Source organism: Variovorax sp. P4_B11, from assembly GCF_056402355.1.
Genome location: NZ_JBFUHO010000009.1, coordinates 1 through 26,552, shown reverse-complemented (window position 1 = coordinate 26,552; position 26,552 = coordinate 1). Strand labels below are relative to the sequence as shown.

General features: G+C 67.0%; 24 protein-coding genes and 1 tRNA gene. 17 read left to right on the top strand and 8 right to left on the bottom strand.

The features are described 5' to 3' along the window. Nucleotides 1-15: 15 nt before the first annotated feature. Complete coding sequence (gene trxB, locus AC1DYD_RS11360; RefSeq protein ID WP_478172841.1) at nt 16-963, bottom strand: thioredoxin-disulfide reductase; 948 nt, start codon at nt 961-963, stop codon at nt 16-18. A 166-nt stretch (nt 964-1,129) separates the two neighbouring features. Between trxB and AC1DYD_RS11355 the strand changes: the two genes are divergently transcribed. The 8 genes from AC1DYD_RS11355 to AC1DYD_RS11320 all read left to right on the top strand — a co-directional run bounded on the left by AC1DYD_RS11355 (nt 1,130) and on the right by AC1DYD_RS11320 (nt 10,195). Then, complete coding sequence (locus AC1DYD_RS11355) at nt 1,130-1,804, top strand: Crp/Fnr family transcriptional regulator (protein ID WP_478172840.1); 675 nt, start codon at nt 1,130-1,132, stop codon at nt 1,802-1,804. A gap of 127 nt (nt 1,805-1,931) precedes the next feature. Beyond that, nucleotides 1,932-4,316, top strand: a complete 2,385-nt coding sequence (locus tag AC1DYD_RS11350) for a DNA translocase FtsK (protein ID WP_478172839.1) — start codon at nt 1,932-1,934, stop codon at nt 4,314-4,316. 17 nt (nt 4,317-4,333) lie between these two features. After that, nucleotides 4,334-4,966, top strand: a complete 633-nt coding sequence (gene lolA, locus AC1DYD_RS11345) for an outer membrane lipoprotein periplasmic chaperone LolA (protein WP_478172838.1) — start codon at nt 4,334-4,336, stop codon at nt 4,964-4,966. 71 nt (nt 4,967-5,037) lie between these two features. Beyond that, nucleotides 5,038-6,330, top strand: a complete 1,293-nt coding sequence (locus tag AC1DYD_RS11340; RefSeq protein ID WP_478172837.1) for a replication-associated recombination protein A — start codon at nt 5,038-5,040, stop codon at nt 6,328-6,330. A gap of 242 nt (nt 6,331-6,572) precedes the next feature. After that, complete coding sequence (locus tag AC1DYD_RS11335; RefSeq protein ID WP_478172836.1) at nt 6,573-7,502, top strand: branched-chain amino acid ABC transporter permease; 930 nt, start codon at nt 6,573-6,575, stop codon at nt 7,500-7,502. A 10-nt stretch (nt 7,503-7,512) separates the two neighbouring features. After that, the gene (locus AC1DYD_RS11330) at nt 7,513-8,694 is read left to right on the top strand and encodes a branched-chain amino acid ABC transporter permease (RefSeq protein ID WP_478172835.1); all 1,182 of its coding nucleotides are present in this window, start codon (nt 7,513-7,515) and stop codon (nt 8,692-8,694) included. Between the two features lie 14 nt (nt 8,695-8,708). Continuing rightward, nucleotides 8,709-9,479: an ABC transporter ATP-binding protein gene (locus AC1DYD_RS11325; RefSeq protein WP_478172834.1), complete on the top strand. Its 771-nt coding sequence runs from the start codon at nt 8,709-8,711 to the stop codon at nt 9,477-9,479. Continuing rightward, complete coding sequence (locus AC1DYD_RS11320; protein ID WP_478172833.1) at nt 9,479-10,195, top strand: ABC transporter ATP-binding protein; 717 nt, start codon at nt 9,479-9,481, stop codon at nt 10,193-10,195. The genes AC1DYD_RS11325 and AC1DYD_RS11320 overlap by 1 nt, the downstream gene beginning before the upstream one ends. 133 nt (nt 10,196-10,328) lie before the next feature. On the opposite strand, the gene AC1DYD_RS11315 is transcribed toward AC1DYD_RS11320, so the two are convergent. Together AC1DYD_RS11315 and AC1DYD_RS11310 are read right to left on the bottom strand one after the other, a co-directional pair. Beyond that, nucleotides 10,329-11,312 carry a Bug family tripartite tricarboxylate transporter substrate binding protein gene (locus AC1DYD_RS11315; protein ID WP_478172832.1) on the bottom strand — a complete coding sequence of 328 codons (984 nt, stop codon included), beginning with the start codon at nt 11,310-11,312 and terminating at the stop codon, nt 10,329-10,331. A gap of 10 nt (nt 11,313-11,322) precedes the next feature. Next, on the bottom strand, nt 11,323-12,387 hold the full coding sequence (locus tag AC1DYD_RS11310) for a CDP-6-deoxy-delta-3,4-glucoseen reductase (protein WP_478172831.1): 1,065 nt from the start codon (nt 12,385-12,387) through the stop codon (nt 11,323-11,325). Between the two features lie 39 nt (nt 12,388-12,426). On the opposite strand from AC1DYD_RS11310, the gene AC1DYD_RS11305 reads away from it, so the two are divergent. Then, a complete protein-coding gene (locus tag AC1DYD_RS11305) occupies nt 12,427-13,359 on the top strand; it encodes an NAD-dependent epimerase/dehydratase family protein (RefSeq protein ID WP_478172830.1) in 933 nt (310 codons plus the stop codon). A 98-nt stretch (nt 13,360-13,457) separates the two neighbouring features. On the opposite strand, the gene AC1DYD_RS11300 is transcribed toward AC1DYD_RS11305, so the two are convergent. Together AC1DYD_RS11300 and AC1DYD_RS11295 are read right to left on the bottom strand one after the other, a co-directional pair. Continuing rightward, nucleotides 13,458-14,426, bottom strand: a complete 969-nt coding sequence (locus AC1DYD_RS11300) for a sigma-54 interaction domain-containing protein (protein WP_478172829.1) — start codon at nt 14,424-14,426, stop codon at nt 13,458-13,460. A 310-nt stretch (nt 14,427-14,736) separates the two neighbouring features. Continuing rightward, a tRNA-Leu gene (locus AC1DYD_RS11295) sits at nt 14,737-14,821 on the bottom strand. A gap of 40 nt (nt 14,822-14,861) precedes the next feature. Between AC1DYD_RS11295 and cysM the strand changes: the two genes are divergently transcribed. From cysM to AC1DYD_RS11275, 4 genes are read left to right on the top strand one after another with little or no spacing between them, the layout of a single operon-like run. After that, on the top strand, nt 14,862-15,764 hold the full coding sequence (gene cysM / locus AC1DYD_RS11290; protein ID WP_478172828.1) for a cysteine synthase CysM: 903 nt from the start codon (nt 14,862-14,864) through the stop codon (nt 15,762-15,764). An 8-nt stretch (nt 15,765-15,772) separates the two neighbouring features. Continuing rightward, complete coding sequence (locus tag AC1DYD_RS11285; protein ID WP_478172827.1) at nt 15,773-16,303, top strand: NUDIX domain-containing protein; 531 nt, start codon at nt 15,773-15,775, stop codon at nt 16,301-16,303. 26 nt (nt 16,304-16,329) lie between these two features. Next, entirely contained in the window at nt 16,330-16,557 is a 228-nt protein-coding gene (locus tag AC1DYD_RS11280; protein ID WP_478172826.1) for a sulfurtransferase TusA family protein, read from the top strand. Nucleotides 16,558-16,572: 15 nt separating this feature from the next. Next, complete coding sequence (locus AC1DYD_RS11275) at nt 16,573-17,682, top strand: SGNH/GDSL hydrolase family protein (RefSeq protein WP_478172825.1); 1,110 nt, start codon at nt 16,573-16,575, stop codon at nt 17,680-17,682. On the opposite strand, the gene galU is transcribed toward AC1DYD_RS11275, so the two are convergent. From galU to AC1DYD_RS11260, 3 genes are all read right to left on the bottom strand, one after another. Then, on the bottom strand, nt 17,663-18,553 hold the full coding sequence (gene galU / locus AC1DYD_RS11270; RefSeq protein ID WP_478172824.1) for a UTP--glucose-1-phosphate uridylyltransferase GalU: 891 nt from the start codon (nt 18,551-18,553) through the stop codon (nt 17,663-17,665). The genes AC1DYD_RS11275 and galU overlap by 20 nt on opposite strands. 93 nt (nt 18,554-18,646) lie before the next feature. Beyond that, complete coding sequence (locus AC1DYD_RS11265; protein ID WP_478172823.1) at nt 18,647-21,517, bottom strand: valine--tRNA ligase; 2,871 nt, start codon at nt 21,515-21,517, stop codon at nt 18,647-18,649. An 89-nt stretch (nt 21,518-21,606) separates the two neighbouring features. Continuing rightward, nucleotides 21,607-22,584, bottom strand: coding sequence for an MBL fold metallo-hydrolase (locus tag AC1DYD_RS11260; RefSeq protein WP_478172822.1), 978 nt, complete (start codon nt 22,582-22,584; stop codon nt 21,607-21,609). A gap of 88 nt (nt 22,585-22,672) precedes the next feature. On the opposite strand from AC1DYD_RS11260, the gene yaaA reads away from it, so the two are divergent. The 4 genes from yaaA to queF are packed head-to-tail and all read left to right on the top strand — an operon-like array spanning nt 22,673 to nt 26,079. Beyond that, the gene (yaaA, locus tag AC1DYD_RS11255; RefSeq protein ID WP_478172821.1) at nt 22,673-23,482 is read left to right on the top strand and encodes a peroxide stress protein YaaA; all 810 of its coding nucleotides are present in this window, start codon (nt 22,673-22,675) and stop codon (nt 23,480-23,482) included. Continuing rightward, the gene (locus tag AC1DYD_RS11250) at nt 23,479-24,321 is read left to right on the top strand and encodes a 2OG-Fe(II) oxygenase (protein WP_478172820.1); all 843 of its coding nucleotides are present in this window, start codon (nt 23,479-23,481) and stop codon (nt 24,319-24,321) included. The genes yaaA and AC1DYD_RS11250 overlap by 4 nt, the downstream gene beginning before the upstream one ends. A gap of 10 nt (nt 24,322-24,331) precedes the next feature. Further along, complete coding sequence (locus tag AC1DYD_RS11245; protein ID WP_478172819.1) at nt 24,332-25,225, top strand: alpha/beta fold hydrolase; 894 nt, start codon at nt 24,332-24,334, stop codon at nt 25,223-25,225. Then, complete coding sequence (gene queF / locus AC1DYD_RS11240) at nt 25,222-26,079, top strand: NADPH-dependent 7-cyano-7-deazaguanine reductase QueF (protein ID WP_478172818.1); 858 nt, start codon at nt 25,222-25,224, stop codon at nt 26,077-26,079. Before AC1DYD_RS11245 ends, queF begins: the two co-directional genes overlap by 4 nt. The last annotated feature ends 473 nt before the right edge of the window (nt 26,080-26,552 follow it).

Sequence of the window (26,552 nt, the reverse complement as noted above, 5' to 3'; positions counted from 1 at the left end):
CAACCTGGGGGCGAGCTATTGTTCCAAAAAGCGCTGGGCGTCCAGTGCGGCCATGCAGCCGGTTCCGGCGCTGGTGATCGCCTGGCGATAGACATGATCCTGCACGTCGCCGGCGGCGAACACGCCCGGCACGCTGGTCATCGTCGCGAATCCCTGCAGGCCCGAGCGGGTCAGGATGTAGCCGTCCTTCATCTCGAGCTGGCCCTGGAAGATGTCGGTGTTGGGGTGGTGGCCAATGGCGATGAAGCAGCCCTTGAGCCGTAGATCCTCGGTGGCGCCGGTCTGGGTGTTCTTGAGCCGGATGCCGGTCACGCCCGAATCGTCGCCCAGCACCTGGTCCAGCGTGTTGTGGACCTTGAGCTCGATCTTGCCTTCGGCGACCTTGGCGTGCAGCTTGTCGATCAGGATCGGCTCGGCGCGGAACTTGTCGCGCCGGTGCACCAGCGTGACCTTGCTGGCAATGTTCGACAGGTACAGCGCTTCCTCGACCGCGGTGTTGCCGCCGCCGATGACGCAGACTTCCTGTTCGCGGTAGAAGAAGCCGTCGCAGGTAGCGCAGCCCGAGACGCCGCGGCCCATGAAGTGCTGCTCGGATTCGAGCCCCAGGTACTTGGCCGAGGCGCCGGTGGCGATGATCAGCGCGTCGCAGGTGTAGGTGCCGCTGTCGCCGGTCAGGGTAAAGGGGCGCTTGCTGAAGTCGACCTTGTTGATATGGTCGAAGACGATTCGGGTCTTGAAGCGCTCGGCGTGCTCCAGGAAGCGCTGCATCAGGTCGGGCCCCTGCACGCCGTGGACATCGGCCGGCCAGTTGTCGACGTCGGTCGTCGTCATGAGCTGCCCGCCCTGGGCCATGCCGGTGATCAGCATGGGTTCGAGATTGGCGCGGGCGGCGTAGACTGCCGCGGTATAACCGGCCGGGCCGGAGCCGAGAATGAGAACCTTAGCGTGCGGAGTGGATGACATGAGTAGAAAACCTAGGATTGACGCTGCAGCAGCGTGTACATTTTCAGGGTGTTTTATAGATATGGAGTATCACCGTTCGGTTCAAGCCCGGATGGCGGCTCCTTTCAATGGGCGCGATTGTATGAATCCATCGATGATGCAATCGCGCCAAATCGGGGATTGATGAATGTCGATGCTGTCCAATCTTGAATTGCTCCGTCGCGTGCCGTTGTTCGCAGCGCTGACACCTGCCCAGTCCGCGAGCATCGCCGACGCGATCGTCAAGAAGCGTTTCAAGCGTGCCGAGGTGGTGGTCGAACAGGGCAAGAAGTCGGATGCGCTCTACATCATCCTGACCGGGCGGGCCCGCGTCATGAGCACCGACAGCCGCGGGCGGGAGGTCATCCTCGCCACTCTGCAGCCGGGCGACTACGTCGGCGAGATGAGCATGATCGACGATGAGCCGCATTCGGCCACCGTGCGCACCGAGATCCAGACCGACGTCCTGATGCTCGACCGGGAGGCCTTCGCGCGCTGTCTGCCCGAGAATTCCTCGATGTCCTACAACATCATGCGTGGCCTGGTGGCGCGCCTGCGCCATGCCGATCGCAAGATCGAGTCGCTGGCACTGATGGACGTCTATGGCCGTGTCGCCCGTTCGCTGCTCGAATTCGCGGTCGACGATGGCGAAGGCAACCTCAAGGTGCGCGACAAGATCTCGCGGCAGGATCTGGCCAAGATGGTCGGCGCCTCGCGCGAGATGGTCAGCCGCGTCATGAAGGATCTCGAAGAGCGTGGCTTCGTCCAGACGCAGATCGATGGCTCGATGATCGTCAAGGAACGACTTTCATCGCTCACCTGACAGGCTGGCCGGCGGCGTCGCGGGCCGGCCACGACGTCGCCCGCCCCGACAATGCGGCCGTGGGCGTTTTCGTTGTAGTTTTGCCGGATCTCCAGCCCGCCCCCGCGGGCTGCACGGCGTGCCTTTCATGACCTATTCGCTCAATACTCTTCAAAACTCCTCATCGGGCGAGCCGCAGCCGGTGCGACTGCGCGCGATGCGATTCGCCCACGAGATCACGCTGATCGCCGGCTTCGTGGTGCTGCTGTTCTGGCTGCTCGCGATGCTGAGCTTCACGCCCTCGGACGCCGCTTGGTCGACCTCGGGCACCGGCGGCGAAGTCAAGAACTGGGGCGGCCGCATCGGCGCCTGGCTGGCCGATGCCAGCTATTTCCTGGCCGGCTACTCGGTCTGGTGGTGCCTGGCGGCCGGCCTGCGCGTCTGGCTGTCCTCGCTGGCCGGCTGGATGCGGGGCGGCGAGGCGGCGGCGGGCGAACAGACGCCGCGCGGACCTTTCAACCGCAGCCGCCTGGCCTTCTGGTTCGGGCTGATCCTGCTGCTCTGCGCCAGCGCGGTGCTCGAATGGTCGCGGCTGTATCGGCTCGAGTTCCGCCTGCCGGGGCATGGCGGCGGGGTGCTCGGCTACCTCGTCGGGCCGGCCAGCGTCAAGTGGATGGGCTTCACCGGCTCGGCCCTGATCGCGATCGCCGGCGGCGTGATCGGCTCGGCGCTGGTGTTCCGCTTCTCCTGGGGCCAGATCGCCGAACGCATCGGCACGCGCCTGTATTCGCTGTTCGAGTCGCGGCGCGAAAAGCGCGAGATCGCGCAGGACATCGCGATGGGCAAGCAGGCGGTGCGCGAGCGCGAGGAACTGTCCGCGGTCGACACCGGGCCCGAGCCGGAGGTGCCCGATGAAGAGCTGCGCATCCTGCCTCGGCCCAAGCGGCGCGCACCGTCGCCGCCGGTCCAGATCGAACCGGCGCTGGCCGAGGTGCCGAAGAGCGATCGCGTGGCAAAGGAACGCCAGAAGCCCCTGTTCCGCGAACTGCCCGACAGCAAGCTGCCGCAGGTCGACCTGCTCGACGCCGCGCAGATGCGCCAGGAAACCGTGTCGCCCGACACGCTCGAGATGACTTCCCGGATGATCGAGAAGAAGCTCAAGGACTTCGGCGTCGAGGTGCGCGTGGTGCTGGCCTCGCCGGGTCCGGTCATCACGCGCTACGAGATCGAGCCGGCCACCGGCGTCAAGGGCTCGCAGATCGTCGGACTTGCCAAGGACCTGGCGCGATCGCTGTCGCTGGTGTCGATCCGGGTGGTCGAGACGATCCCGGGCAAGAACTACATGGCGCTCGAATTGCCGAACGCCAAGCGGCAGTCGATCAAGCTCAGCGAAATCCTCGGCTCGCAGGTCTACAACGAGGGCAAGTCGATGCTCACGATGGGCCTGGGCAAGGACATCATCGGCAATCCGGTGGTCGCCGACCTGGCGAAAATGCCTCACGTGCTGGTGGCGGGCACCACGGGCTCCGGCAAGTCGGTCGGCATCAACGCGATGATCCTGAGCCTCTTGTACAAGGCCGAGGCGCGTGACGTGCGCCTGTTGATGATCGACCCCAAGATGCTCGAGATGTCGGTCTACGAAGGCATCCCGCACCTGCTGGCACCGGTGGTGACCGATATGCGGCAGGCCGCGCACGGCCTGAACTGGTGCGTGGCCGAGATGGAGCGGCGCTACAAGCTCATGAGCAAGCTCGGCGTGCGCAACCTGGCCGGCTACAACGTCAAGATCGACGAGGCGAAGGCGCGCGAGGAGTTCATCTACAACCCGTTCAGCCTGACGCCCGACAGTCCGGAGCCGCTGCAACGCGAGCCGCACATCGTGGTCGTGATCGACGAACTGGCCGACCTGATGATGGTGGTCGGCAAGAAGATCGAAGAGCTGATCGCCCGGCTGGCGCAGAAGGCGCGGGCGGCCGGCATCCACCTCATCCTGGCGACCCAGCGGCCCAGCGTGGACGTGATCACCGGCCTGATCAAGGCCAACATCCCGACCCGCATCGCCTTCCAGGTGTCGAGCAAGATCGACTCCCGCACCATCCTCGACCAGATGGGCGCCGAGGCGCTGCTGGGCATGGGCGACATGCTTTACATGCCGAGCGGCACCGGCTTGCCGGTGCGCGTCCATGGCGCTTTCGTGAGCGACGAGGAAGTGCACCGTGTGGTCGCCTACCTCAAGTCGCAAGGGGAGCCGGACTACATCGAGGGCGTGCTCGAAGGCGGTACCGTCGATGGCGACGGCGACGTGCTGGGCGAGGGCGGCGGCGAGGGCGGCGAGAAGGACCCGATGTACGACCAGGCGGTCGAGGTCGTGCTGAAGCACCGCAAGGCCAGCATCTCGCTGGTTCAGCGCCACTTGAAGATCGGCTACAACCGCGCGGCGCGGCTGGTCGAGGACATGGAGAACGCGGGCTTGGTGAGCGCGATGAGCGGCAGCGGCCAGCGCGAGATCCTGGTGCCTGCAAGGACGGAATGAACGGGTCGAAGATGACGATGAAGAAGCTGGTCGTGGGCGCCTTGTTCGCCGTGACCGTGGCCGGTGCGTGGGCCGGCGGCATGGAGAGCCTCGAGGCCTTCGTGAAGACCGTGAAGTCGGGTCGCGCCGGGTTCACCCAGACCGTGACGGCACCGCCGAAGGACGGCCAGGCGTCGCGCCCCAAGGTCTCGACCGGCCGCTTCGAATTCCAGCGGCCGGGCAAGTTCAGGTTCGACTACGAGAAGCCCTTCGTCCAGAGCATCGTCGCCGACGGCGAGACGCTGTCGGTCTACGATGCCGACCTGAATCAGGTCACGCAGCGCAAGCAGGCGCAGGCGCTGGGTTCCACGCCCGCGGCGCTGATCGCGGCGGCGCCCGACCTGCGCGCGCTGCAGGCCGACTTCACGCTCGAAGCCGGACCTGAGCGCGACGGATTGCAGTGGGTCAAGGCAACGCCCAAGAGCAAGGACGGGCAACTCCAGAGTGTGCAGCTCGGCTTCCAGGGCGAAGCGCTGTCGGCGCTCGAGATCCTCGACAGCTTCGGCCAGCGCTCGGTGCTCAAGTTCGGCAAGGTCGAGGTCAACCCGTCGTTGCCGCCGTCGACTTTCCAGTTCAAGGTGCCGGTCGGTGCCGACGTGATTCGCCAGTAGCGCGCCTTCGGCGCCTTGCGCGGGCATCTCAAGCCCGCACGGCTAGGATCCGGGGCGACACTATGTTTCCGATGGCCACCCGTACCCACACTCCCCTTGCCGAACGTCTTCGCCCGCGCACCCTCGGCGAGGTGATCGGGCAGCAGCACCTGTTGGGCCCCGGCATGCCCTTGCGCATCGCCTTCGAGTCCGGCCAGCCGCATTCGTGCATCCTCTGGGGCCCGCCCGGCGTCGGCAAGACGACCATCGCGCGCCTGATGGCGGACGCCTTCGATGCCCAGTTCCTGAGCATCAGCGCAGTGCTCGGCGGCGTGAAGGACATCCGAGACGCGGTCGAGCGCGCCCTCTCGGCACGCGACGGACTCGAGCAGCGCCGCACCATCGTCTTCGTCGACGAGGTCCATCGCTTCAACAAGAGCCAGCAGGATGCCTTCCTGCCGCACGTCGAGTCGGGCCTGTTCACCTTCATCGGCGCGACCACCGAGAACCCTTCCTTCGAGGTCAATTCGGCGCTGCTGTCGCGGGCCGCGGTCTACGTGCTGCAGCCGCTCGCCGAGGCCGATCTCAAGAAGATCGTCGAACGGGCGCAGGACATCCAGGCGGTGCCGGCGATCGCCGCCGAGGCGGTCGACCGCCTGGTCGCCTATGCCGACGGCGATGCCCGGCGACTGCTCAATACGCTGGAGACGCTGGCGGTCGCCGCCGGCGCCGAGAAGCTCGACAACATCACCGATGCCTGGCTGCTGCGCGTGCTCGGCGAGCGGTTGCGGCGCTACGACAAGGGCGGCGAGCAGTTCTACGACACCATTTCGGCGCTGCACAAGTCGGTGCGCGGCAGCGACCCCGATGCGGCACTGTATTGGTTCGTGCGCATGCTCGACGGCGGTGCCGATCCGCGCTACATGGCGCGCCGGCTGGTGCGCATGGCGAGCGAGGACATCGGCCTGGCCGACCCGCGCGCGCTGCGGCTCGCGCTCGATGCGGCCGAGGTCTACGAGCGGCTCGGCAGCCCGGAAGGCGAACTGGCGCTGGCCCAGTGCGTGGTCTACCTCGCGGTGGCGCCGAAGTCGAACGCAGTCTACAAGGCGTACAACGAGGTCAAGGCCTTCATCAAGTCGGACGGCACGCGGCCGGTGCCGATGCATCTGCGCAACGCGCCGACGACGCTGATGAAGCAGCTCGACTACGGCAAGGGCTATCGCTATGCGCATGACGAGGAGGGCGGATTCGCTGCCGGCGAGACCTATCTTCCCGACGGCCTCGATGCGCCCGGCTTCTACCGCCCGGTGGAACGGGGGCTCGAAATCCGCATTGCGGAAAAGCTGCGCGAACTGCGAAATCGGAACAAGGACGCTGCAGGCTGATACCGCCCTGCATCGGCGCCGATACTTCCTTGCGCCACCGCTGCACTTCGAATGTGCGCCAGCGGGAAAACCCCGTCGAAAGCGCACCAGATGGGCGCTCCCGCGAAATTACAATCCCGCCACAAACCCGCCGTCGACACATGCTGGCGGGTTTTTTGCTAAGTGAAGCCTAGCGCCCTATCCAGTGCGCCGGGTCAGCCGGGCGCCTCTCGAGGGCGTCAACACAAAAAGGGATTCTCGTTATGGACATCTTGCTGCAGCAGATCATCAACGGTCTGGTTCTGGGCAGCATGTACGCCTTGATAGCCTTGGGCTATACCATGGTGTACGGCATCATCAACCTCATCAATTTCGCGCACGGGGAAGTTCTGATGGTCGGGGCACTGACCAGCTGGAGCATCATCGGCCTCATGCAGGAGTCGATGCCCGGCACGCCGGGCTGGCTGATCCTGCTGATCGCGCTGCTGATCGCCTGCGTGGTCGCCGCCACGCTCAACTTCGTGATCGAGAAGGTGGCCTACCGGCCGCTGCGCAACAGCCCCAAGCTGGCGCCGCTGATCACCGCCATCGGCATGTCGATCCTGCTGCAGACGCTGGCGATGATCATCTGGAAGCCGACCAACAAGGCGTATCCGAACCTGTTGTCGACCACGCCGATCCACATCGGCGGCGCAGTGATCTCGCCGACCCAGGTGATGATCCTCAGCGTGACGGCGATCTGCCTCGCGATCCTCACCTGGCTGGTCAACTACACCAAGCTCGGCCGCGCGATGCGCGCCACCGCCGAGAACCCGCGCGTGGCCGCCCTCATGGGCATCCGCCCGGACATGGTGATCTCGGCCACCTTCATCATCGGCGCCGTGCTGGCGGCGGTCGCGGGCGTGATGTACGCGTCCAACTACGGCATCGCGCAGCACGCGATGGGCTTCATCCCCGGGCTCAAGGCCTTCACGGCGGCGGTGTTCGGCGGCATCGGCAACCTCGCCGGGGCGGTGGTCGGCGGCATCCTGCTGGGGCTGATCGAGGCCATCGGCTCGGGCTACATCGGGGCGCTGACGGGCGATGTGCTGGGCAGCCACTACAGCGACATCTTCGCCTTCATCGTGCTGATCATCATGCTCACGCTACGGCCCTCGGGCCTGCTCGGCGAGCGTGTGGCGGACCGGGCCTGAGGAGCACGCGATGAAGAACAGCAAGAACACCTTCCTGTACGCCGTGGGCATCGTTCTGGTGCTCGCACTGCCGCTGCTGCTGCAGACCCAGGGCAATGCCTGGGTCCGGATTTGCGACATCGCCCTGCTCTACGTGATGCTGGCGCTCGGCCTCAACATCGTGGTCGGCTATGCCGGCCTGCTCGACCTCGGCTACGTGGCCTTCTTCGCGATCGGGGCCTACCTGTTCGCGCTGCTGGGGTCGCCGCACCTGACCGACACCTTCCCGGCCATCAAGGCGATGTTCCCGAACGGGCTGCACGTGTCGCTGGTGGTGGTGGTGCCGCTGGCGCTGCTGGTGGCCGGCCTGTTCGGCGCGCTGCTGGGCGCGCCGACGCTCAAGCTGCGCGGCGACTACCTGGCGATCGTGACGCTCGGCTTCGGCGAGATCATCCGGGTGTTCCTGAACAACCTGGACCATCCGGTCAACATCACCAACGGGCCCAAGGGCATCACGGCGATCGATCCGGTGCACTTCTGGGGCCTCAACCTGGGCAAGTCGCTCAAGTTCGACGGCTTCACGATCTCGTCGGTCACGCTGTACTACTACCTGTTCCTGATGTTCGTGGTCTTCACGATCCTCATCTCGCACCGGCTGCAGCTCTCGCGCATCGGCCGCGCCTGGATGGCGATCCGCGAGGACGAGATCGCCGCCAAGGCGATGGGCATCAACACCCGCAACATGAAGCTGCTGGCCTTCGCCATGGGTGCCAGCTTCGGCGGCGTGTCCGGCGCGATGTTCGCGTCCTTCCAGGGCTTCGTCTCGCCCGAGTCCTTCAGCCTGATGGAGTCGGTGATGATCGTCTCGATGGTGGTGCTGGGCGGCATCGGCCACTTGCCGGGTGTGATCCTGGGGGCGATCCTGCTGTCCGCGCTGCCCGAGGTGCTGCGCTACGTCGCCGCGCCGCTGCAGTCGATGACCGGCGGCCGGCTCGACGCCTCGATCCTGCGCCAGTTGTTCATCGCGCTGGCGATGATCATCATCATGCTGGTGCGGCCGCGCGGCCTCTGGCCCTCGCCGGATCACGGCAAGTCGCTGGCACGCAGGGGCGTGCAGCCGGCCTCGGGCATGCCGGCGGCAGCGCCGGGGATCGAGACGCCGGCCGATGAAGTGCCCGGTGCCGCCTCGCGTCCGATGTCGATCAATCCGTGAGCCAGGGACGCAACATGACAGAAACCATCCTCGACGTCCGCGGCATTTCCAAGCGCTTCGGCGGCCTGCAGGCCCTCTCCGATGTCGGCATCAAGATCCTGCGCGGCCAGGTCTACGGGCTGATCGGCCCCAACGGCGCCGGCAAGACCACCTTCTTCAACGTCATCACCGGGCTCTACGCGCCCGACAGCGGCAGCTTCGAGCTGGCCGGCAAGCCCTACCAGCCGACCGCGGTCCATGAGGTCGCCAAGGCCGGCATCGCGCGCACCTTCCAGAACATCCGCCTGTTCGCGGAAATGACCGCGCTCGAGAACGTGATGGTGGGGCGCCACGTGCGCACCCATTCGGGCGTCTTCGGCGCGATCTTCCGCCCGCCGGGATTCAAGGCCGAGGAAGCTGCGATCGCCGAGCGCGCGCACGAGCTGCTCGAGTACGTCGGCATCGGCAAGTTCGCCGACTACAAGGCCCGCACGCTGTCCTACGGCGACCAGCGGCGGCTCGAGATCGCCCGCGCGCTGGCCACCGACCCCCAGCTGATCGCGCTCGACGAGCCGGCGGCCGGCATGAACGCGACCGAGAAGATGTTGCTGCGCGAGCTGATCGACCGCATCCGCAAGGACAACCGCACCATCCTGCTGATCGAGCACGACGTGAAGCTGGTGATGGGCCTGTGCGATCGCGTGACGGTGCTGGACTACGGCAAGCAGATCGCCGAGGGCACGCCGGCGGACGTACAGAAGAACGAAAAAGTGATCGAGGCCTACCTCGGCACGGGAGGACACTGATGGCACAGACATTGTTGAAGGTGAGCGGCGTCAAGGTCGCCTACGGCGGCATCCAGGCCGTCAAGGGCATCGACTTCGAGGTCCGCGAGGGCGAGCTGGTGTCGCTGATCGGTTCCAACGGTGCTGGCAAGACCACCACCATGAAGGCCATCACCGGCACGCTGCCCTTCCTCGGCGGCGACATCGAGTTCCTCGGCAAGAGCATCAAGGGCCGCGGCGCCTGGGACCTGGTCGGCGAGGGCCTGGTGATGGTGCCCGAGGGCCGCGGCGTGTTCACGCGCATGACGATCACCGAGAACCTGCAGATCGGCGCCTACATCCGCAAGGACAAGGCCGAGATCGCGAAGGACATCGATCGCGTCTTCGCAACCTTTCCGCGGCTGAAGGAGCGCGCCACGCAGCTGGCCGGCACCATGTCGGGCGGCGAGCAGCAGATGCTCGCCATGGGCCGCGCGCTGATGGCGCGCCCCAAGGTGCTGCTGCTCGACGAGCCCTCGATGGGCCTGTCGCCGATCATGGTCGACAAGATCTTCGAGGTCGTGAAGCAGGTCTACGACCAGGGTGTCACGGTGCTGCTGGTCGAGCAGAACGCCAGCCGCGCACTGCAGCTGGCCGACCGCGGCTACGTGATGGAGTCGGGCCTGATCACCATGAGCGGCGACGCCAAGATCATGCTCAGCGACCCCAAGGTACGCGCTGCGTACCTTGGGGAGTAGTTGCTCGCCCCCAGGTTGGGCTCACTTCGTGTAGCCCGCCCACCCCCTACCGGGGGCAACACCAGCGGCCCGGCAAAGCCGGTTCCGCGGTGTTTCACGAAGGGGCCAGGCTTCGCCGGCCGCGTCGGCGTGGTCAGTCGACCTTTGCGCCGGTCGCTTTCACGACTTTTTCGTACTTGGCCAGTTCGCTCTTCATGAAGGCGCCGAACTGATCGGGCGTGCTGGCGACCGGTTCCGCGAGCAGCGATGCGAAGCGGGTCTTGGTCTCCGGCGAGTCGAGCGCGGCGACGAAGGCGTGGTTGAGCTTGGCGACCACGTCGGGCGGCGTGCCGGCCGGCGCCACCAGGCCCCACCAGGTGTCGATCGCGAAGCCCTTGAGCGTGTCTGCCACGGGCGGCACCTCCGGCAGCGCGCTGCTGCGCTTCGCGGTCGTGACCGCGATCGCCTTCAGCTTGCCCGAGCGGATGTTCGGCGCTGCCGTTGCCAGGTTGTCGAAATTGAAGTCGACCTGGCCCGACAGCAGCGCGAGCTGCGCCGGGTTGCCGCCGTTGTACGGGATGTGGACCGCGAAGATGCCGGCTTCCTTCTTGAACATCTCGCCCGCCAGGTGCCCGGCACTGCCGTTGCCGCCGCTGCCGTAGTTGAGCTTGCCCGGGTTGGCCTTGCCGTAGGCGATCAAGTCGGCCAGCGTGTTGATCTTCAGCCGTTGCGCGGTCTCGGCATTCATGACCAGCACGTTGGGCACCCGCACCATCTGCGTCACCGGCGCGAAGTCGGTCGCGGCGTTGAAGGGCATCCTGGCGTAGAGCCAGGGGTTGACCGCGTTGGTGGCGGTGGCCGCGATGCCGATCGTCAGGCCGTCGGGCGCGGCCTTGGCCACGGCGTCGGCACCGATGTTGCCGCCGGCGCCGGGCTTGTTGTCGATGATGACGGTGCCCAGCGAGTCCTTGACGCGCTCGGCCAGCACCCGCGCCGTGACGTCGATCGGCCCGCCCGCGGCATAGGGCACGATCAGCCGGATCGGCCGCTGTTGTTGCGCGCTCGCCTGGCCGGTGGCCAGCAGGGCGGCGGCCGACAGGAGGATCAGCAGGAAGTGTCTGGCTTGTAGGGATTCCATCGGGTGTGTCTCAGGGCAGGGCCTTGTCGGCCTCGGTGGTGAAGGCGTCGGCATAGAACTCTTCTTCCGGCAGGCCGCGCTGCGCGACATAGTCGTGCTTGGCGGCGTCGACCACCACCGGTGCGCCGCAGGCATAGACCTGGTGGCCCGAGAGGTCGTCGAAGTCCTCCAGCACGGCGCGATGGACGAAGCCGGTGCGGCCGTGCCAGTCGTCCTCGGGCACCGCGTTGGAGACCACCGGCACGTAGCGCAGCTTGGGCATCTGCTGCAGCTGGGCGCGCACCCAGTCGTCCATGTACAGATCCTCTGGCCGACGGCCGCCCCAGTACAAGGTGGCCGGGCGCTCGATGCCCTTGAACTTCATGTGCTCCAGCAGTGCCTTGATCGGCGCGAAGCCGGTGCCCGAAGCCAGCAGGATCAGCGGCTTGTCGGAGTCCTCGCGCAGGAAGAAGCTGCCATAGGGGCCTTCGATGCGCAGGATTTCCTTTTCCTTCATGGCGCCGAAGACATGGTCGGTGAACTTGCCGCCCGGCAGGTGCCGGATGTGCAGATCGAGACCGGTGCCGGCCTGCTGCAGCGTATGGGGCGCGTTGGCCATCGAGTAGCTGCGACGCGTGCCGTCGCGCAGGATGAACTCCACGTACTGTCCGGCATGGAATTGCAGCGGCTCGCCCGCGGGCAGCTGCAGGCGCAGCAGGATCACGTCGTGCGACTGTTTCGCGAGCGCCTGCACCCGCACCGGCATCTTGCGGATCGGGAAGGCGCCTGCCTCGGTGACCTGGCGCGATTCGAGCACCACGTCGCTCTCGGCCCGGGCGCAGCAGGTGAGCACGTAGCCGGCCAGCTGTTCCTCGGCGCTCAGGGCCTTGCTCTGGTGCGGGCCCAGGCTGACGGTGCCCGACAGCTTCTTGCACTTGCAGGACCCGCAGGCGCCGTCCTTGCAGCCGTAGGGGAGGCCGATGCCCTGGCGGATGCCGGCGGCCAGGATGGTCTCGTCGGCCAGGGCCGCGAAATGGCGCCCGCTCGGCTCTACCGTGATCTGAAAGCCCGCTTCGCTCGGCGCTGCGCTGGTCATGGGTATTCTTCGTTCTCTGCTCAAAAGGGAGAACGGATTTTGCCCTCAATCAACAGCCCCCTCGGTGCGAGGCCTTCGCGCTTCCGGCGCGAGCGCGTGCTCGTGGTCGGTTGCGGCGACGTCGGGCTTCGCGCGGCCCGGCTGCTGCGGGGCCGCGTGCAACTGGTCGCGCTGACTTCCTCGCCCGGGCGCGTGTCCCTGCTTCGCCAGGCAGGCATCACGCCGATCGTGGCGGACCTGGACCAGCCGGCTTCGCTGCGGCGACTCTCGGGACTCGCCACGCGGGTGCTGCACCTGGCCCCGCCGGCCCGCGTCGAAGAGGGCGCGCAATGGTGGCGCGATGCGCGCAGCCTGGCGCTGGCACGCGCCCTGCGGCTGCGATCGCTGCCCTCGGCCTTCGTCTACGGCTCGACCAGCGGTGTCTATGGCGACTGCGGCGGGGCCCGGATTTCGGAGACGCGCGCGCTGCGGCCCGATACGCCGCGTGCGCATCGCCGCGTCGATGCCGAGCGCACGGTGCGCTGGCTGGGCCGCGCCGGTGTCGCCGTGCGGATCCTGCGCATTCCCGGCATCTATGCGCCCGACCGGGAGGGCGGCACCCCGCGCGAGCGGCTGCGCCGGGGCACGCCGGTGCTGCGGGCCGAGGACGACGTCTACACCAACCACATCCACGCCGACGACCTGGCCCGCACCTGCGTCGCGGCGCTTTGGCGCGGCGGGCCGCAGCGCGTGTTCCACGCCAGTGACGACAGCGAGATCAGGATGGGCGACTACATCGACCTGGCGGCCCGTCTCTATGGACTGCCGCTGCCGCCGCGGATCGCGCGCGACGAGGCGCAGGCCCAGCTGCCGCTGTCGCTGCTGAGCTTCATGGGTGAATCGCGGCGGCTCGACAACACGCGGTTGAAGCGCGAACTGCGCGTGCGCCTGCTTTATCCGACCGTGGCCACGGGACTGCGATCGGAGCGCTGAAACATCCGGCTGCAGGCCCCAGGGCCGCCCCAAGGCGGACTGCACCGCTCGGGGGCAGCGAGTACATGCAGTGACGCGGCGTTGGGGCCGGCGCCTCGTCAGGCGGCGTCGCGCTCGATGCCGTATTTCTTCAGCAGCTTGCCGAAGGCGCGCCGCTCCTTGCCGACCATCTGCGCGGCACGCGTGACATTGCCCTCGGCCTGGCGCAGCGCGCGCTGCAGGTAGTCCTGCTCGAAAAGGCGAACGGCCTCGGCCTTCGCGAGCTGGAAGCGCACGAGGCCGCTGTCGTCCCACTCGTCGGCCATCGCGGGCTCTGCCCGCGGCGACGGCTCATGGCGCACCGGGATGCCGCCGCCCATCAGGAACTCCCGATGGACCCAGTTCTCGAGCTCGCGGATGTTGCCGGGCCATGCCTGGCTGCGCAGCCATTGGAGTTCCTGCGCCGACAGCGTCTTTGCGGGCAAGCCGTACTTGGCGCTGAAGCGGCGGATGAAATGCGAAGCCAGCAGGTCGATGTCGCCGACGCGCTCCCGCAGCGGCGGCAGCACCAGATGGAGGATCTTGAGCCGGTACATCAGGTCGGCGCGAAATGCGCCTTGGGCGACCAGCGCCGCCAGCGGGCGATTGGAGGCAGCCACCACCCGGACATCGGTGCTGAGCTCGCGTGCCGTGCCCAGCGGCCGGTAGCGCTGGTCCTGAAGGAAGCGCAGCAGCGTCACCTGGGCCTTGCCGCTCAGTGCATCGACCTCGTCGAGGAACAAGGTGCCGCCGTTGGCTTCGGCGACCAGACCGGCGCGTGCCTGGCGCGCATCGGTGAAGGCGCCGCGCTCGTGGCCGAAGAGTTCCGATTCGATCAGCGTTTCGGGCAAGGCGCCGCAGTTGACGGGCACGAAGGGCCGGGCGCTGCGCATGCCGCCGTAGTGGATCACACGGGCGGCGAGTTCCTTGCCCGAGCCGGTCTCGCCCTCGATCAACGCGGGTGCCTCGGTCGCTGCGATCCGCTCGAGCTGCGCGACCATCCGCTGGTGAGCCGCCGACGCGCCGACGATCTCGTCGTGGCGTCGCATCCATCCTTCCGATGCACACGGGGCTGGCTTTGGAATGGGTTGCGGCATGAGGACGCGAGGCGAGGTGGCGATTCGGGGTCTTCGAAAGTGAGGGCCAACAGCCGGCCTTCGAGGGCGAATCTACTCGGCTCGCAATGAAGTGCAATATCACTGACGGCGTACGGGACAGGCGGGCCTTGCCTCGAGAAAGTGGCCCTAAGTATTCGTTGACTGGTGGCGGGGGCCCGTCTTCTAGGCCACAAGATTTAAGCGTTCGCGGCCAATGCGCGAATGCGACCCGCGCGCGTGCGGGGATTCATGGCGCGACCCATGGTGCCCGGGGCCGGAATCGAACCGGCACGCCTTGCGGCGGGGGATTTTGAGTCCCCTGCGTCTACCAATTTCACCACCCGGGCACGGAAGGAAGGCAGCCCAAAATTATGGCACAGTGGCTCCATGCAATATCCGACGATTGAAGACGCGATTGGGAAGACGCCGCTGGTCACGCTGCAGCGCATCGACGCGGCAGCCAATGCGCAGCGCGGCAACGTGATTCTCGGCAAGCTCGAAGGCAACAACCCGGCCGGATCGGTCAAGGACCGGCCGGCCCTGTCGATGATCAAGCGCGCCGAGGAGCGCGGCGAGATCAAGCCCGGCGACACCCTGATCGAGGCGACCTCCGGCAACACCGGCATCGCGCTGGCGATGGCGGCGGCCATCAAGGGCTACCGCATGGTCCTGATCATGCCGGAGGACCTGTCGGTCGAGCGCGCCCAGACCATGAAGGCCTTCGGCGCCGAACTCATGCTGACCCCGAAGAGCGGCGGCATGGAGTACGCGCGCGATCTTGCCGAGCAGATGATGCAGCAGGGCAAGGGCCGGGTGCTCGACCAGTTCGCCAATCCCGACAATCCGCGCATCCACTACGAGACCACCGGCCCCGAGATCTGGGCCGACACCGGCGGGCGCATCACGCACTTCGTGAGCGCGATGGGCACCACCGGGACCATCACCGGCGTGTCCAGGTTCCTGAAGGAGAAGAACCCGGCGGTGCGCATCGTCGGCGCCCAGCCGGACGAAGGCTCGCGCATCCCGGGCATCCGCAAGTGGCCGCAGGAGTACCTGCCGAAGATCTACGAACCGAGCCGGGTCGACCAGGTGGTCAACGTGAGCCAGGACAACGCCGAGGAGATGTGCCGCCGGCTGGCGCGCGAGGAGGGCATCTTCGGCGGCATCTCGGCCGCGGGCGCGCTCTGGGTGGCGCTCGAGATCGCCAGGACGGTCGAGAACGCGACCATCGTCTTCGTGGTGTGCGACCGGGGCGATCGCTACCTGTCGACGGGTGTCTTTCCGGCTTGAGAAGAATCATGCCCCAACCCAAGTTCTGCGCCGACTGCGCCACGCCGCTGACTCACATCGAACTCGCCGAGGATGGCGGCCCGAAGTCGCGCCTGCGCTGTCCGGCCTGCGGCTGGACGCACTGGAACAACCCGACGCCGGTGCTGGCCGCGATCATCGAATACCGCGGCCAGGTGCTGCTGGCACGCAATGCGGCCTGGCCGCACAAGATGTATGCACTGATCACCGGCTTCATGGAGGCCGGCGAGACGCCCCAGGAAGGCATCGCGCGCGAGATCAAGGAAGAGACCAATCTCGATGCGAGCGAGTTGAACCTGGTGGGTGTCTACGATTTCCAGCGCATGAACCAGATCATCATCGCCTTCCATGCCGTCGCCGACGGCGAGGTGCGGCTCTCGCCCGAGCTGGTGGACTATCGGCTCTACGACCTGCCCGCGCTGCGCTGCTGGCCCGCGGGCACGGGCTACGCGTTGGCCGACTGGCTTCGCACGCGGGGTCATGAACCCGAATTCATCGAGTGGCCGCGGCCAGCCTCCTAAAATCGCCGCAGTCTCAAGGAACGGCCATGCAAATCCATAAAGAGCTCGATACCCGCGGCCTCAACTGCCCCCTGCCCATCCTGAAGGCCAAGAAGGCGCTCAACGAGATGCACAGCGGCGAGCTGCTGAAGGTGGTGTCGACCGATGCGGGGTCGGTGCGCGATTTCCAGGCATTCGCCCGCCAGACCGGCAACGACCTGGTCGACCAGCAGACGGTCGGCGGCGATTTCATCCACGTGCTGCGGCGCCGCTGACCCATGCGAGGCGCCATGAGACGAGGCATTCGCGTGGCCCTCGGGGCCTCCTCGCTGGCGTTGCTGGCCGTCGTGTTCGTCTTGATCCGCTGGAGCGATGGAATGGCTTCTAACGTTGGCGATGCCGCTGCGCCCTCCGCTGCGATTCCGCTTGCCGTGCTGGGCGATTCGAACAGCCACTCCTACCAGGATCGCATCGCTTTTCCCGACGGCTCGCCCGAGCGCGGCGGGGCCTTGCGCGGCCGAACCTTTCAATGGACGGAGGTGCTGGCCCGGCTGCGCGGCCAGGAACTTGACCTCGGGCCCTGGGGGCGCTGGGGGCGTTCCGCGGCGGTGGCACAGTCGCTCGAATGGATTGGGCGCGAGGGGGGGCGGGCGCCGAAGAAGGAAGATTACCTCTACAACTTCGCCAACTCCGGCGCCACCTGCTACGACCTCATGGAGGGTCGACGGCACCAAGCGCCGCCGCTGGTGGCGTTGATGGACAAGGATCCGAAGCGATGGAGCCGCGGCGTGGTCGTGATCCGGGTCGGTCTCAACAACTGGAGCGGCCTTGTCGATCTGCAGGCGCGTGACCCGTCCGCGGCCGAACCGCGGTCTGTCACGGCCTACTGCACCGAGCAGATCGGCCGCGCCGTCGCGCTGATCCATGCGTCCCACCCAAAGACTCGCATCCTGCTGGTCGGGATCACCAACACGGCGGACGACCCCGACAAGTTCGATCGTTGGCAGTCGGCCGCTGAAACCGCCAACATCAGGACGGCGCTCGATGCCTTCAACGGCGCTGTCCGAGGCTTGGCCAAGGGCGATCCGCGCCTGGCCTTTTTTGACGATTTCGCCTGGTTCGACGAACGATGGGGCGGGCGAGACGCAAAGGGCAAGCCCGCCTACAGGACGGTGTCGATCGGATCGGCGTTGCGCATCACGAACACCGCCGGCGACGAGCCGCACAACGCCATGGTGGCGGACCTCCATCCCGGCGTGGCCTTGAACACCCTGTGGGCGCAATCGCTGGTGGCACGCCTCAACGAGGCTTTCGGCCTCAAGCTGACGCCGATCAGCGATGCGGAGGTCGTGCGMTTCCTGACGCCGTTGTTCGATTCGCCTAGAGCGCCAGGCTCTTGAGGTAGTCGCGGAACGACGCACCCACTTCCGGGTGTGCCAGGGCCAGCTCGACCGTGGCCTGCAGGAAGCCCTCCTTGCTGCCGCAGTCGTAGCGCGTGCCCTCGTAGGAAAAGGCGTGCACCGATTCCTTCTTCATCAGCGCGGCGATGCCGTCGGTCAGCTGGATCTCGCCGCCGGCGCCCTTGGGCTGGTTGCGGATCTCGGCAAACACGCCCGGCGTGAGGATGTAGCGGCCGGCGACGCCCAGGCGCGAGGGCGCCTCCTCGGGCTTGGGCTTCTCGACCATGCGATTGACCTTGACCAGCCCGGACTCGACCGTGTCGCCGGCCACGATGCCGTAGCGCTTGACGTGCGCCAGGGGCACCTCCTGCACGGCCAGCAGGGAGCCGCCGAGGCGATCGAAGACCCGCGTCATCTGGGCCAGCACCGGTTCGCCGTTGGCCGGGCCGACCATCAGGTCATCGGCCAGCAGCACTGCGAAGGGCTCGTCGCCGATCAGGTGCTCGGCGCACAGCACCGCGTGGCCCAGGCCCAGCATGCGCGGCTGGCGCACGTAGGAACAGGTCATGTCCTCGGGCATCACCGAGCGGGCGATGTTGAGCAGTTCGACCTTGCCGCTGGCCTCGAGCTGCGATTCGAGCTCGTAGGCGGTGTCGTAGTGGTCCTCGATGGCGCGCTTGTTGCGGCCGGTGACGAAGATCATGTCGCGGATGCCCGCGGCATAGGCCTCTTCGACCGCATACTGGATCAGCGGCTTGTCCACCACCGGCAGCATTTCCTTGGGCTGGGCCTTGGTGGCCGGTAGGAATCGGGTGCCAAAGCCTGCTACGGGAAACACGGCCTTGCGAATGCGCGTCGAAGTGTGGGACATGGGCTTTCGTCTGATCTGGAGGATGAAAGGGGGGAGGTGGGCACCGCGAGGCGCCCACCCGGGATACTAAAGGCCGCGGCTGCCGCCAGTCTGTCAGCCGAGGCGGACAAGCTGGTCGCGCAGCCGATCGAGCGTGACGCTGAAGTCCGTCAGCCGCTTGCGCTCCTGCTCGATCACCGCAGGTGGCGCCTTGGCGACGAAGGCCTCGTTGCCGAGTTTGGCATTCACCTTGGCGATTTCGCCCTCGATTCGCGCAAGCTCCTTGCCGATCCGGGCCTTTTCCGCGGCCTTGTCGATTTCCATGTGCAGGCAGATGCGCGCCGAACCGACCACCGCCACCGGCGCTGCCTCGGCCGCGGCCGACCAGGCCGCCGCGTCGTCGAACACCTTCACCTCCTTGAGCTTGGCCAGCGCCTGCAGCACCGGCGCCGCGTCGCGCAGGAAGGCGCTGCTGGCGGCATCGTCGGCCACCGCGTACAGCGGCATGCGGGTGGCGGGCGAGACGTTCATTTCGCCGCGCAGCGTGCGGCAGGCGTCGACCAGCGACTTGAGCCGTGCCACGTGGGCCTCGGCGGCCTCGTCGATCTTCTCGGGCTGGCTCTTCGGGTAGGCGGCGATCATGACCGACTCGCCCGCGCGGCCGGCCACCGGCGCCACCTTCTGCCAGAGTTCCTCGGTGATGAAGGGGATCACCGGGTGCGCCAGGCGTAGCAGGGTCTCGAGCGTGCGGATCAGCGTGCGGCGCGTGGCGCGCTGCTGGGCCGCATCGCCCTGCTGGATCTGGACCTTGGCAATCTCGAGGTACCAGTCGCAGAACTCGTCCCAGGCGAACTGGTAGATCGCATTGGCGACGTTGTCGAGCCGGTACTCCTCGAAGCCCCTGGCCACCTCGGCCTCGACGCGCTGCAGCTTCGAGCTGATCCAGCGGTCGGCCTGACTGAACTTCAGGTAGCCGTGGGCCGGGCCGCCGACCGCGCATTCTTCCTTGGTGTGCTCGCGCAGGCCGCAGTCCTGGCCTTCGCAGTTCATCAGCACGAAGCGGGTGGCGTTCCAGAGCTTGTTGCAGAAGTTGCGGTAACCCTCGCAGCGCTTGGCGTCGAAGTTGATGTTGCGGCCCAGCGAGGCCAGCGAGGCGAAGGTGAAGCGCAGCGCGTCGGCGCCGAAGGCCGGGATGCCGTCCGGGAACTCCTTCTGCGTGTTCTTGCGCACCGCCGGCGCCGTCTCGGGCTTGCGCAGGCCCTGGGTGCGCTTGTCGAGCAGCTCGGGCAGTGCAATGCCGTCGATCAGGTCGACCGGGTCGAGCACGTTGCCCTCGGACTTGCTCATCTTCTTGCCGTGCGAGTCGCGCACCAGGCCGTGGATGTAGACGTGCCTGAACGGCACCCTGCCCGTGAAGTGCTTGGTCATCATGATCATCCGGGCGACCCAGAAGAAGATGATGTCGTAGCCCGTGACCAGCACGGTCGAGGGCAGGTAAAGATCCAGGTCTTCGGTCTTCGCGGGCCAGCCCAGCGACGAGAACGGAATCAGCGCCGACGAGTACCAGGTGTCGAGCACATCCTCGTCGCGCACGAGCGTCTTGCCCGGTGCCTGGGCCTGCGCCTCTTCCTCGCTGCGCGCCACGTAGACCTTGCCCTCGGCGTCGTACCAGGCTGGGATCTGGTGGCCCCACCAAAGCTGGCGCGAGATGGTCCAGTCCTGGATGTTCTCCATCCAGTGGTTGTAGGTGTTGACCCAGTTCTCGGGCACGAAGCTGACCTCGCCCGAGCGCACGGCTTCGATCGCCTTCTGGGCGATCGACTGGCCGTTGGCGTCGGGCTTGCTCATGGCGACGAACCACTGGTCGGTCAGCATCGGCTCGACCACCGCGCCGGTGCGGGCGCAGCGCGGCACCATGAGCTTGTGCTTCTTCGTGTCGACCAGCAGGCCCAGCGCCTCGAGATCGGCCACCACGGCCTTGCGGGCGACGAAGCGATCGAGCCCGCGGTATTTCTCCGGGGCGTTGTCGTTGATGGTGGCGTCCAGCGTCAGCACGCAGAGGTTCTCGAGCTTGTGGCGCTGGCCCACGGCATAGTCGTTCGGGTCGTGCGCCGGCGTGACCTTGACGACACCGGTGCCGAATTCGCGGTCGACGTAGTCGTCGGCGATCACCGGGATCAGCCGGTCGGCCAGCGGCAGCTTCACGCGCTGGCCGATCAGGTGCTTGTAGCGCTCGTCCTCGGGATGGACCATCACCGCGGTGTCGCCGAGCATGGTCTCGGGCCGCGTGGTCGCGACCGTGAGCGTGCCCGAGCCGTCTTCCAGCGGATAGGCGATGTGCCAGAGGAAGCCGTCTTCCTCCTCGCTCTCGACTTCGAGGTCGCTGACCGCGGTCTTCAGCACCGGATCCCAGTTGACCAGCCGCTTGCCGCGGTAGATCAGCCCTTCCTCATACAGCTGCACGAAGGTCTGCGTGACGACCTTCGACAGGTCTTCGTCCATCGTGAAGTATTCGCGGCTCCAGTCCACCGTGTCGCCCATGCGGCGCATCTGCTGGGTGATGGTGTTGCCAGACTGCTGCTTCCATTCCCAGACCCGGGCGACGAAGTTCTTGCGCCCCAGGTCGTGGCGGCTGATCTTCTGCTCCTGCAACTGGCGCTCGACCACGATCTGGGTCGCGATGCCCGCGTGGTCGGTGCCCGGCACCCACAGCGTGTTGGCGCCGGCCATGCGGTGGTAGCGCGCCAGGCTGTCCATGATGGTCTGGTTGAACGCGTGGCCCATGTGCAGCGTGCCGGTGACGTTCGGCGGCGGCAGCTGGATCGCGAACGAGGACGCGCCTTCCTTGGGCTTCTGCGTCCCGCGGTAGCCGGCGGCGGCGTAGCCGCGGCGCTCCCATTCGGGTCCCCAGTGCGCCTCGATGGCAACGGGTTCGAAGGATTTGGAAAGGCTCTCGAGGCCGGGTTGGGGCAGGGTGTCGCTCATGGCGTTGCAAAAGACGAACGGCATCCCGCAGGATGCCGCTTGTGGGGGTGAAGGTCAGGGGATTTTATTCGACTGCGCGGGCGCCGTGCTCACTGCGGCGGCGCGTAGTTCACCGGCAGCCAGACGTAGCCCGAGCCCTGAGCCCGCAGGCGGCCGATGCCGGGGAAGGGCAGGTGGGCACCCGCCACCAGGTAGCCCTGGCGGGCGGCGTCGGCAAAGGCCTTGCGGCGCTGTGCCGCGGCCGCCTTGGAGTCGGTGTCGAACTGGATCGTGACCGAGGGGTTCTCGAACTGGACCGCCGCGACGTGCATCAGGTCGCCCCAGAAGACGATCTTCTGGCCCTTGCTCTCGGCGACGAAGAGGCTGTGGCCGGCCGTATGGCCGCGGGCGGCCTGGGCCCGGATACCGGGCATCAGTTCGGTGTCGCCGTCGAAGGGCTTGAACTTGCCGGCCGCGATGTACGGATTCAGCGACGCCATCGCGCCCCGGAAGAAGTCCTTGGCGTCGGCCGGCGCCTTGTCCATGTTGGCCTGGCTGAGCCAGAAATCGGCATCGTGCTGGTCGGCGCGCACGGTCGCGTTGGGGAAGGCCGGCTTGTCGCCCGCCATCAGGCCGCCGATGTGGTCCGGGTGGAAGTGGGTGATGTAGATCTCATCGACCTGCTCGGGCTGGTAGCCGGCCGCCTTCAGGTTGGCCACCAGCTTGCCCAGGGTGGGCCCGAACAGGCCCGCCGCACCGGTGTCCACCAGCACCAGCTTGCTGCCGGTGTTGATCAGATAGCCGTTCACGGAGGTTTCCAGAGGGCTCTGAAGGTAGGAGCGGGCCAGGATCTTCTTCACCTGGGCCGGGGTGGTGCGAGTCAGCAACTGGTCCACCGGCAGCGCGACCGTGCCGTCCGAAAGGGCCGTGACCTGGAAATCGCCGACCATCACGCGGTAGAAGCCCGGCGCCGGTTCCTTGGCGAGCGGCGCCGCGGCATGGGCCGCGGTCGGGCTCCAGAACGCCGTGCCGGCACAGCTGGCCGCCAGCACGAATGCAGCGGTTCGGCACAGGGAAGCAGCCTTCATCGCGGATCTCCAGACGAATGGGGTTGAGAATGCAGGCGCACTCTATACCGGGCCGCGGCCTTTGGCGCGGGCGGCCGATAATTCGACGATGCTGTTCCTGCTTTCCCCTGCCAAGTCACTCGACTACGACACGCCGGTGCCCGAGACGGTGCCTGCCACGCAAGCCCGCTTCGAAGGCCCGAAGAGCCCCGCAGCCGAACTGATCCGGATCCTGCGCGAGAAATCGCCACAGGAGATCGCCGAACTCATGCACCTGTCGGACAAGCTGTCGGCGCTCAATGTGGCGCGCTATGCGGCCTGGGCTTCGAAGGGCAGTGCGAAGAATGCGAAACAGGCCGCGCTGGCCTTCGACGGCGACGTCTACGGCGGGCTCGACGCCAAGTCCCTCGATGCCGGGCAGCTGGCCTGGGCGCAGGCGCACGTCTGCATCCTCAGCGGCCTCTATGGCGTGCTGCGCCCGCTCGATCTGCTGCAGCCCTACCGGCTCGAGATGGGCACGCAACTCGAGAACCGCCACGGCAAGGATCTCTATGCCTTCTGGGGACCGCGCATCGCGGAGCATCTCAACGGGCGGCTGGCCGCCGACCGCACGCCGGTGGTCATCAATCTGGCCTCCCAGGAGTATTTCAAGTCGGTCGACCAGCGGGTGCTCAAGGCCCGCGTGGTCGAGTGCGTGTTCGAGGAATGGAAGGCTGGGACGGGTGCCAAGGGCGATCCTGGACGCTACAAGATCATCAGCTTCTTCGCCAAGCGGGCGCGCGGCCTGATGGCGCGCTGGGCCGCACTGCACAAGGCGGCCACGCCCAGGTCGCTGGAGAATTTCGACCTCGAGGGCTATGCCTTCGACGCCGCGGCGTCGAAGCCGGATCGGATGGTGTTCCGGCGGAGGCCCGCATGACCGGCCAGGCCATCAGCCCCGAGCTGCGCGAATGGGTCGCGGCCCAGCTCGCGGCCGGTCATTCGGTGCCGAGCCTGCGCGCTTCGATGCGCGCCGCCGGCTGGCATGACGATGCCGCCGATGCCGCCTTGCTGGGCATCGAGGTGCAAGGTGCGGCCGAGCCCGCCGCGGATCCTTCCCGCCCCGGCCTGCCGGGCCCCGACCTGTCGGCCTCCCCGCTCTATGTCGACGCCGGCGATCGCCGCGTGCAAGTGCTGCAGACGATGCGCCATCCGCGGGTCATCGTCTTCGGCGACCTGCTGTCCGACGAGGAATGCGAAGGCCTGATCGCTGCCGCGCGCCAGCGCCTCGCGCGCTCGCTCACCGTCGAGACGCAGACCGGTGGCGAAGCGCTCAATATCGATCGGACCAGCGACGGCATGTTCTTCGAGCGCGGCGAGAACCCCATCGTCGCCCGTCTCGAGCAGCGCATCTCGACGCTGCTTCGATGGCCGGTCGAATTCGGCGAGGGCCTGCAGGTGCTGCGCTATGCGCCGGGCGCCCAGTATCGCCCGCACTACGACTACTTCGATCCGGCCGAGCCCGGCACGCCGACCATCCTGCGCCGGGGCGGCCAGCGCGTGGCGACGCTGGTGATGTACCTGTACGAGCCCGAGCAGGGCGGCGCCACGACTTTCCCCGACGTCGGCCTCGAAGTCGCGCCCAAGCGCGGCACCGGGGTCTTCTTCGGCTACGACCGGCCCGACCCCTCGACCCGAACGTTGCACGGCGGCGCGCCGGTGCTGGCCGGCGAGAAGTGGGTCGCGACCAAGTGGCTGCGCGAGCGCGAATTCACCTGACGCCGCCGCCATGAAGATCACAGCCAACGGGATTCAGATCGAGGTCGAGGACAGCGGCGGGGAAGGGCGGCCGGTGGCGCTGCTGGTCATGGGACTCGGCATGCAGCTGATCGGCTGGCCCGACGATTTCGTCCAGGCGCTGGTCGATGCGGGCTTCCGGGTCGTGCGCCATGACAACCGCGACATCGGCCTGAGCCAGGGTTTCGACGAGGCCGGTGCCGGCAGCCTGCTCTGGCAGAGCGTGCGCCAGCGCATCGGGCTGCCGGTGCGCTCGGCCTATAGCCTGCAGGACATGGCCAACGACTCGCTCGGCGTGCTCGACGCGCTGGGTATCCCGCGCGCCCACGTGGTCGGCGCCTCGATGGGCGGCATGATCGCCCAGCGCCTTGCGGCCAGTGCGCCGCAGCGCACGGCCAGCCTGGTGAGCATCATGAGCTCGAGCGGTGCCCGCAAGCTGCCGGGCCCGCGTCCCGACGTCGCGGCTGCCTTGCTGCGGCGCCCGCCGAGCCGGACCGAGGCGGCGCTGGTGGCCCACAGCCTGAGCATGGTGCGGCGGATCCAGAGCCCGGCCTATCCGCAAGACGATGAAGTGGTCGCCGATCGCATCCGGCGAGCCATGCGCCGCGCCTATCGGCCGGCCGGCGTGGTGCGGCAGATGCTCGCGATCGTCGCCGACAGCGACCGTTCCGAGATGTTGCCGCGCATCGCCAGTCCGGCGCTGGTGCTGCACGGGGAGGCCGACGCGCTGGTGCCGATCGCCTGCGGCCGGGACTCGGCTCGGCGCATTCCGGGTGCCCGCTTCGTCTCGATTCCGGGCATGGGCCACGACCTTCCGCCGCCGGTGGTCGACATCCTCATGCAACACATCCTTCCCTTCCTCGACCACGCCCAGAGCCGCCCATGAGCCTCGACAACACCCCGGAGCAATCGCAGCTGGGCCGTGCTTCCGCCTACGTCGACCAGTACGACGCCAGCCTCCTGTTCCCGATCCCGCGGGCGGCGCAACGCGAGGCCATGGGCATCGCTGGCGACAGGCTGCCATTCTTCGGCGCCGACCTCTGGACCGCCTTCGAGCTGAGCTGGCTCAATCCGCGCGGCAAGCCGCAAGTGGCGATCGCGCACTTCACGATTCCCTGCGAAACGCCCAACATCATCGAGAGCAAATCCTTCAAGCTCTATCTGAACAGCTTCAACAGCACCGTGTTCACGGATGCGCAGGCGGTGCGGGAGCGCTTGCGGACCGACCTCGGCGAGGCCTTGTGGCGCGGCAGCGAGCGCTCGGCCGGCATCGGGGTCAGGCTGCTGGCGCCCGATGCTTTCGACCTCGAGCCGGTCCATGAACTCGATGGCCTCGATCTCGATCGCCTGGACATCGAGTGCACGCACTACCAGCCGGCCCCCGAACTGCTGTCGAGCGACCTGACCCAGCCGCCCGTGACCGAGACCCTGAGCAGCCGCCTGCTCAAGAGCAATTGCCTGGTGACCGGCCAGCCCGACTGGGGCAGCGTGCAGATCCGCTACAACGGCCCGCCGATCGAGCAGGCCGGCCTGCTCGCTTATATAGTGAGCTTTCGCAACCACAACGAATTCCACGAGCCCTGCGCCGAGCGCATCTTCACGGACATCTGGAAGCGTTGCCAGCCGACCCAGCTGGCGGTCTACGCGCGCTACACGCGGCGCGGCGGGCTGGACATCAATCCCTTCCGCACCAGCTGGCCCCAGGCGCTTCCCGCCAACACGCGCACGGCGAGGCAGTAGGGCGTTTCGCAGAAAAGAGTCGAAGGGCGGGAAAACCCTGAAAACCGTGCCATAATTAAAGGCTCTGCTGAGATGACTCGGTGGTTGATCCTCCTGYGGGAGGCGCAGTCACCAAAGCCAGGCGGCAGAAAAGAAAAAAGGCCCTCGAGGCTGGCGCAACGATCAAAAGCTGTGTCATGATCGAAGGCTCCGCTGAAAACGACGGCGCGGTGCTTTCCTTGGGTGGTGCGGTGATCGAAGCAGACGGCGGGGGAAGAAAAAAGCCTACGGGTTTGACGAAGTTCTAAAAACTGTGTCATAATCGAAGGCTCCGCAGAAAACGGTGATTGCAGTGACTTCCGAGTGAAGTTGATTGCAAGAGTCGAAGAAAGCGAAAAAAGTTTGCCGGTTCTTAAAAAACCGTGTCATAATCGAAGGCTCCGCTGATCGCAGCGAAGCAAGCGTAAAACAAGAAGTTGTTTTGCGGTGATCGT

Bases quoted from the DNA above. Each gene is read 5' to 3' on its own strand.
- yaaA (WP_478172821.1), top strand. From the start codon at position 22,673: ATGCTGTTCCTGCTTTCCCCTGCCAAGTCACTCGACTACGACACGCCG.
- AC1DYD_RS11260 (WP_478172822.1), bottom strand. From the start codon at position 22,584: ATGAAGGCTGCTTCCCTGTGCCGAACCGCTGCATTCGTGCTGGCGGCC.
- AC1DYD_RS11315 (WP_478172832.1), bottom strand. From the start codon at position 11,312: ATGGAATCCCTACAAGCCAGACACTTCCTGCTGATCCTCCTGTCGGCC.
- AC1DYD_RS11280 (WP_478172826.1), top strand. From the start codon at position 16,330: ATGCAAATCCATAAAGAGCTCGATACCCGCGGCCTCAACTGCCCCCTG.
- AC1DYD_RS11335 (WP_478172836.1), top strand. From the start codon at position 6,573: ATGGACATCTTGCTGCAGCAGATCATCAACGGTCTGGTTCTGGGCAGC.
- AC1DYD_RS11265 (WP_478172823.1), bottom strand. From the start codon at position 21,517: ATGAGCGACACCCTGCCCCAACCCGGCCTCGAGAGCCTTTCCAAATCC.
- AC1DYD_RS11325 (WP_478172834.1), top strand. From the start codon at position 8,709: ATGACAGAAACCATCCTCGACGTCCGCGGCATTTCCAAGCGCTTCGGC.
- AC1DYD_RS11285 (WP_478172827.1), top strand. From the start codon at position 15,773: ATGCCCCAACCCAAGTTCTGCGCCGACTGCGCCACGCCGCTGACTCAC.
- lolA (WP_478172838.1), top strand. From the start codon at position 4,334: ATGAAGAAGCTGGTCGTGGGCGCCTTGTTCGCCGTGACCGTGGCCGGT.
- AC1DYD_RS11340 (WP_478172837.1), top strand. From the start codon at position 5,038: ATGGCCACCCGTACCCACACTCCCCTTGCCGAACGTCTTCGCCCGCGC.
- AC1DYD_RS11245 (WP_478172819.1), top strand. From the start codon at position 24,332: ATGAAGATCACAGCCAACGGGATTCAGATCGAGGTCGAGGACAGCGGC.
- galU (WP_478172824.1), bottom strand. From the start codon at position 18,553: ATGTCCCACACTTCGACGCGCATTCGCAAGGCCGTGTTTCCCGTAGCA.
- AC1DYD_RS11300 (WP_478172829.1), bottom strand. From the start codon at position 14,426: ATGCGACGCCACGACGAGATCGTCGGCGCGTCGGCGGCTCACCAGCGG.
- queF (WP_478172818.1), top strand. From the start codon at position 25,222: ATGAGCCTCGACAACACCCCGGAGCAATCGCAGCTGGGCCGTGCTTCC.
- cysM (WP_478172828.1), top strand. From the start codon at position 14,862: ATGCAATATCCGACGATTGAAGACGCGATTGGGAAGACGCCGCTGGTC.
- AC1DYD_RS11355 (WP_478172840.1), top strand. From the start codon at position 1,130: ATGTCGATGCTGTCCAATCTTGAATTGCTCCGTCGCGTGCCGTTGTTC.
- trxB (WP_478172841.1), bottom strand. From the start codon at position 963: ATGTCATCCACTCCGCACGCTAAGGTTCTCATTCTCGGCTCCGGCCCG.
- AC1DYD_RS11330 (WP_478172835.1), top strand. From the start codon at position 7,513: ATGAAGAACAGCAAGAACACCTTCCTGTACGCCGTGGGCATCGTTCTG.
- AC1DYD_RS11250 (WP_478172820.1), top strand. From the start codon at position 23,479: ATGACCGGCCAGGCCATCAGCCCCGAGCTGCGCGAATGGGTCGCGGCC.
- AC1DYD_RS11310 (WP_478172831.1), bottom strand. From the start codon at position 12,387: ATGACCAGCGCAGCGCCGAGCGAAGCGGGCTTTCAGATCACGGTAGAG.
- AC1DYD_RS11350 (WP_478172839.1), top strand. From the start codon at position 1,932: ATGACCTATTCGCTCAATACTCTTCAAAACTCCTCATCGGGCGAGCCG.
- AC1DYD_RS11320 (WP_478172833.1), top strand. From the start codon at position 9,479: ATGGCACAGACATTGTTGAAGGTGAGCGGCGTCAAGGTCGCCTACGGC.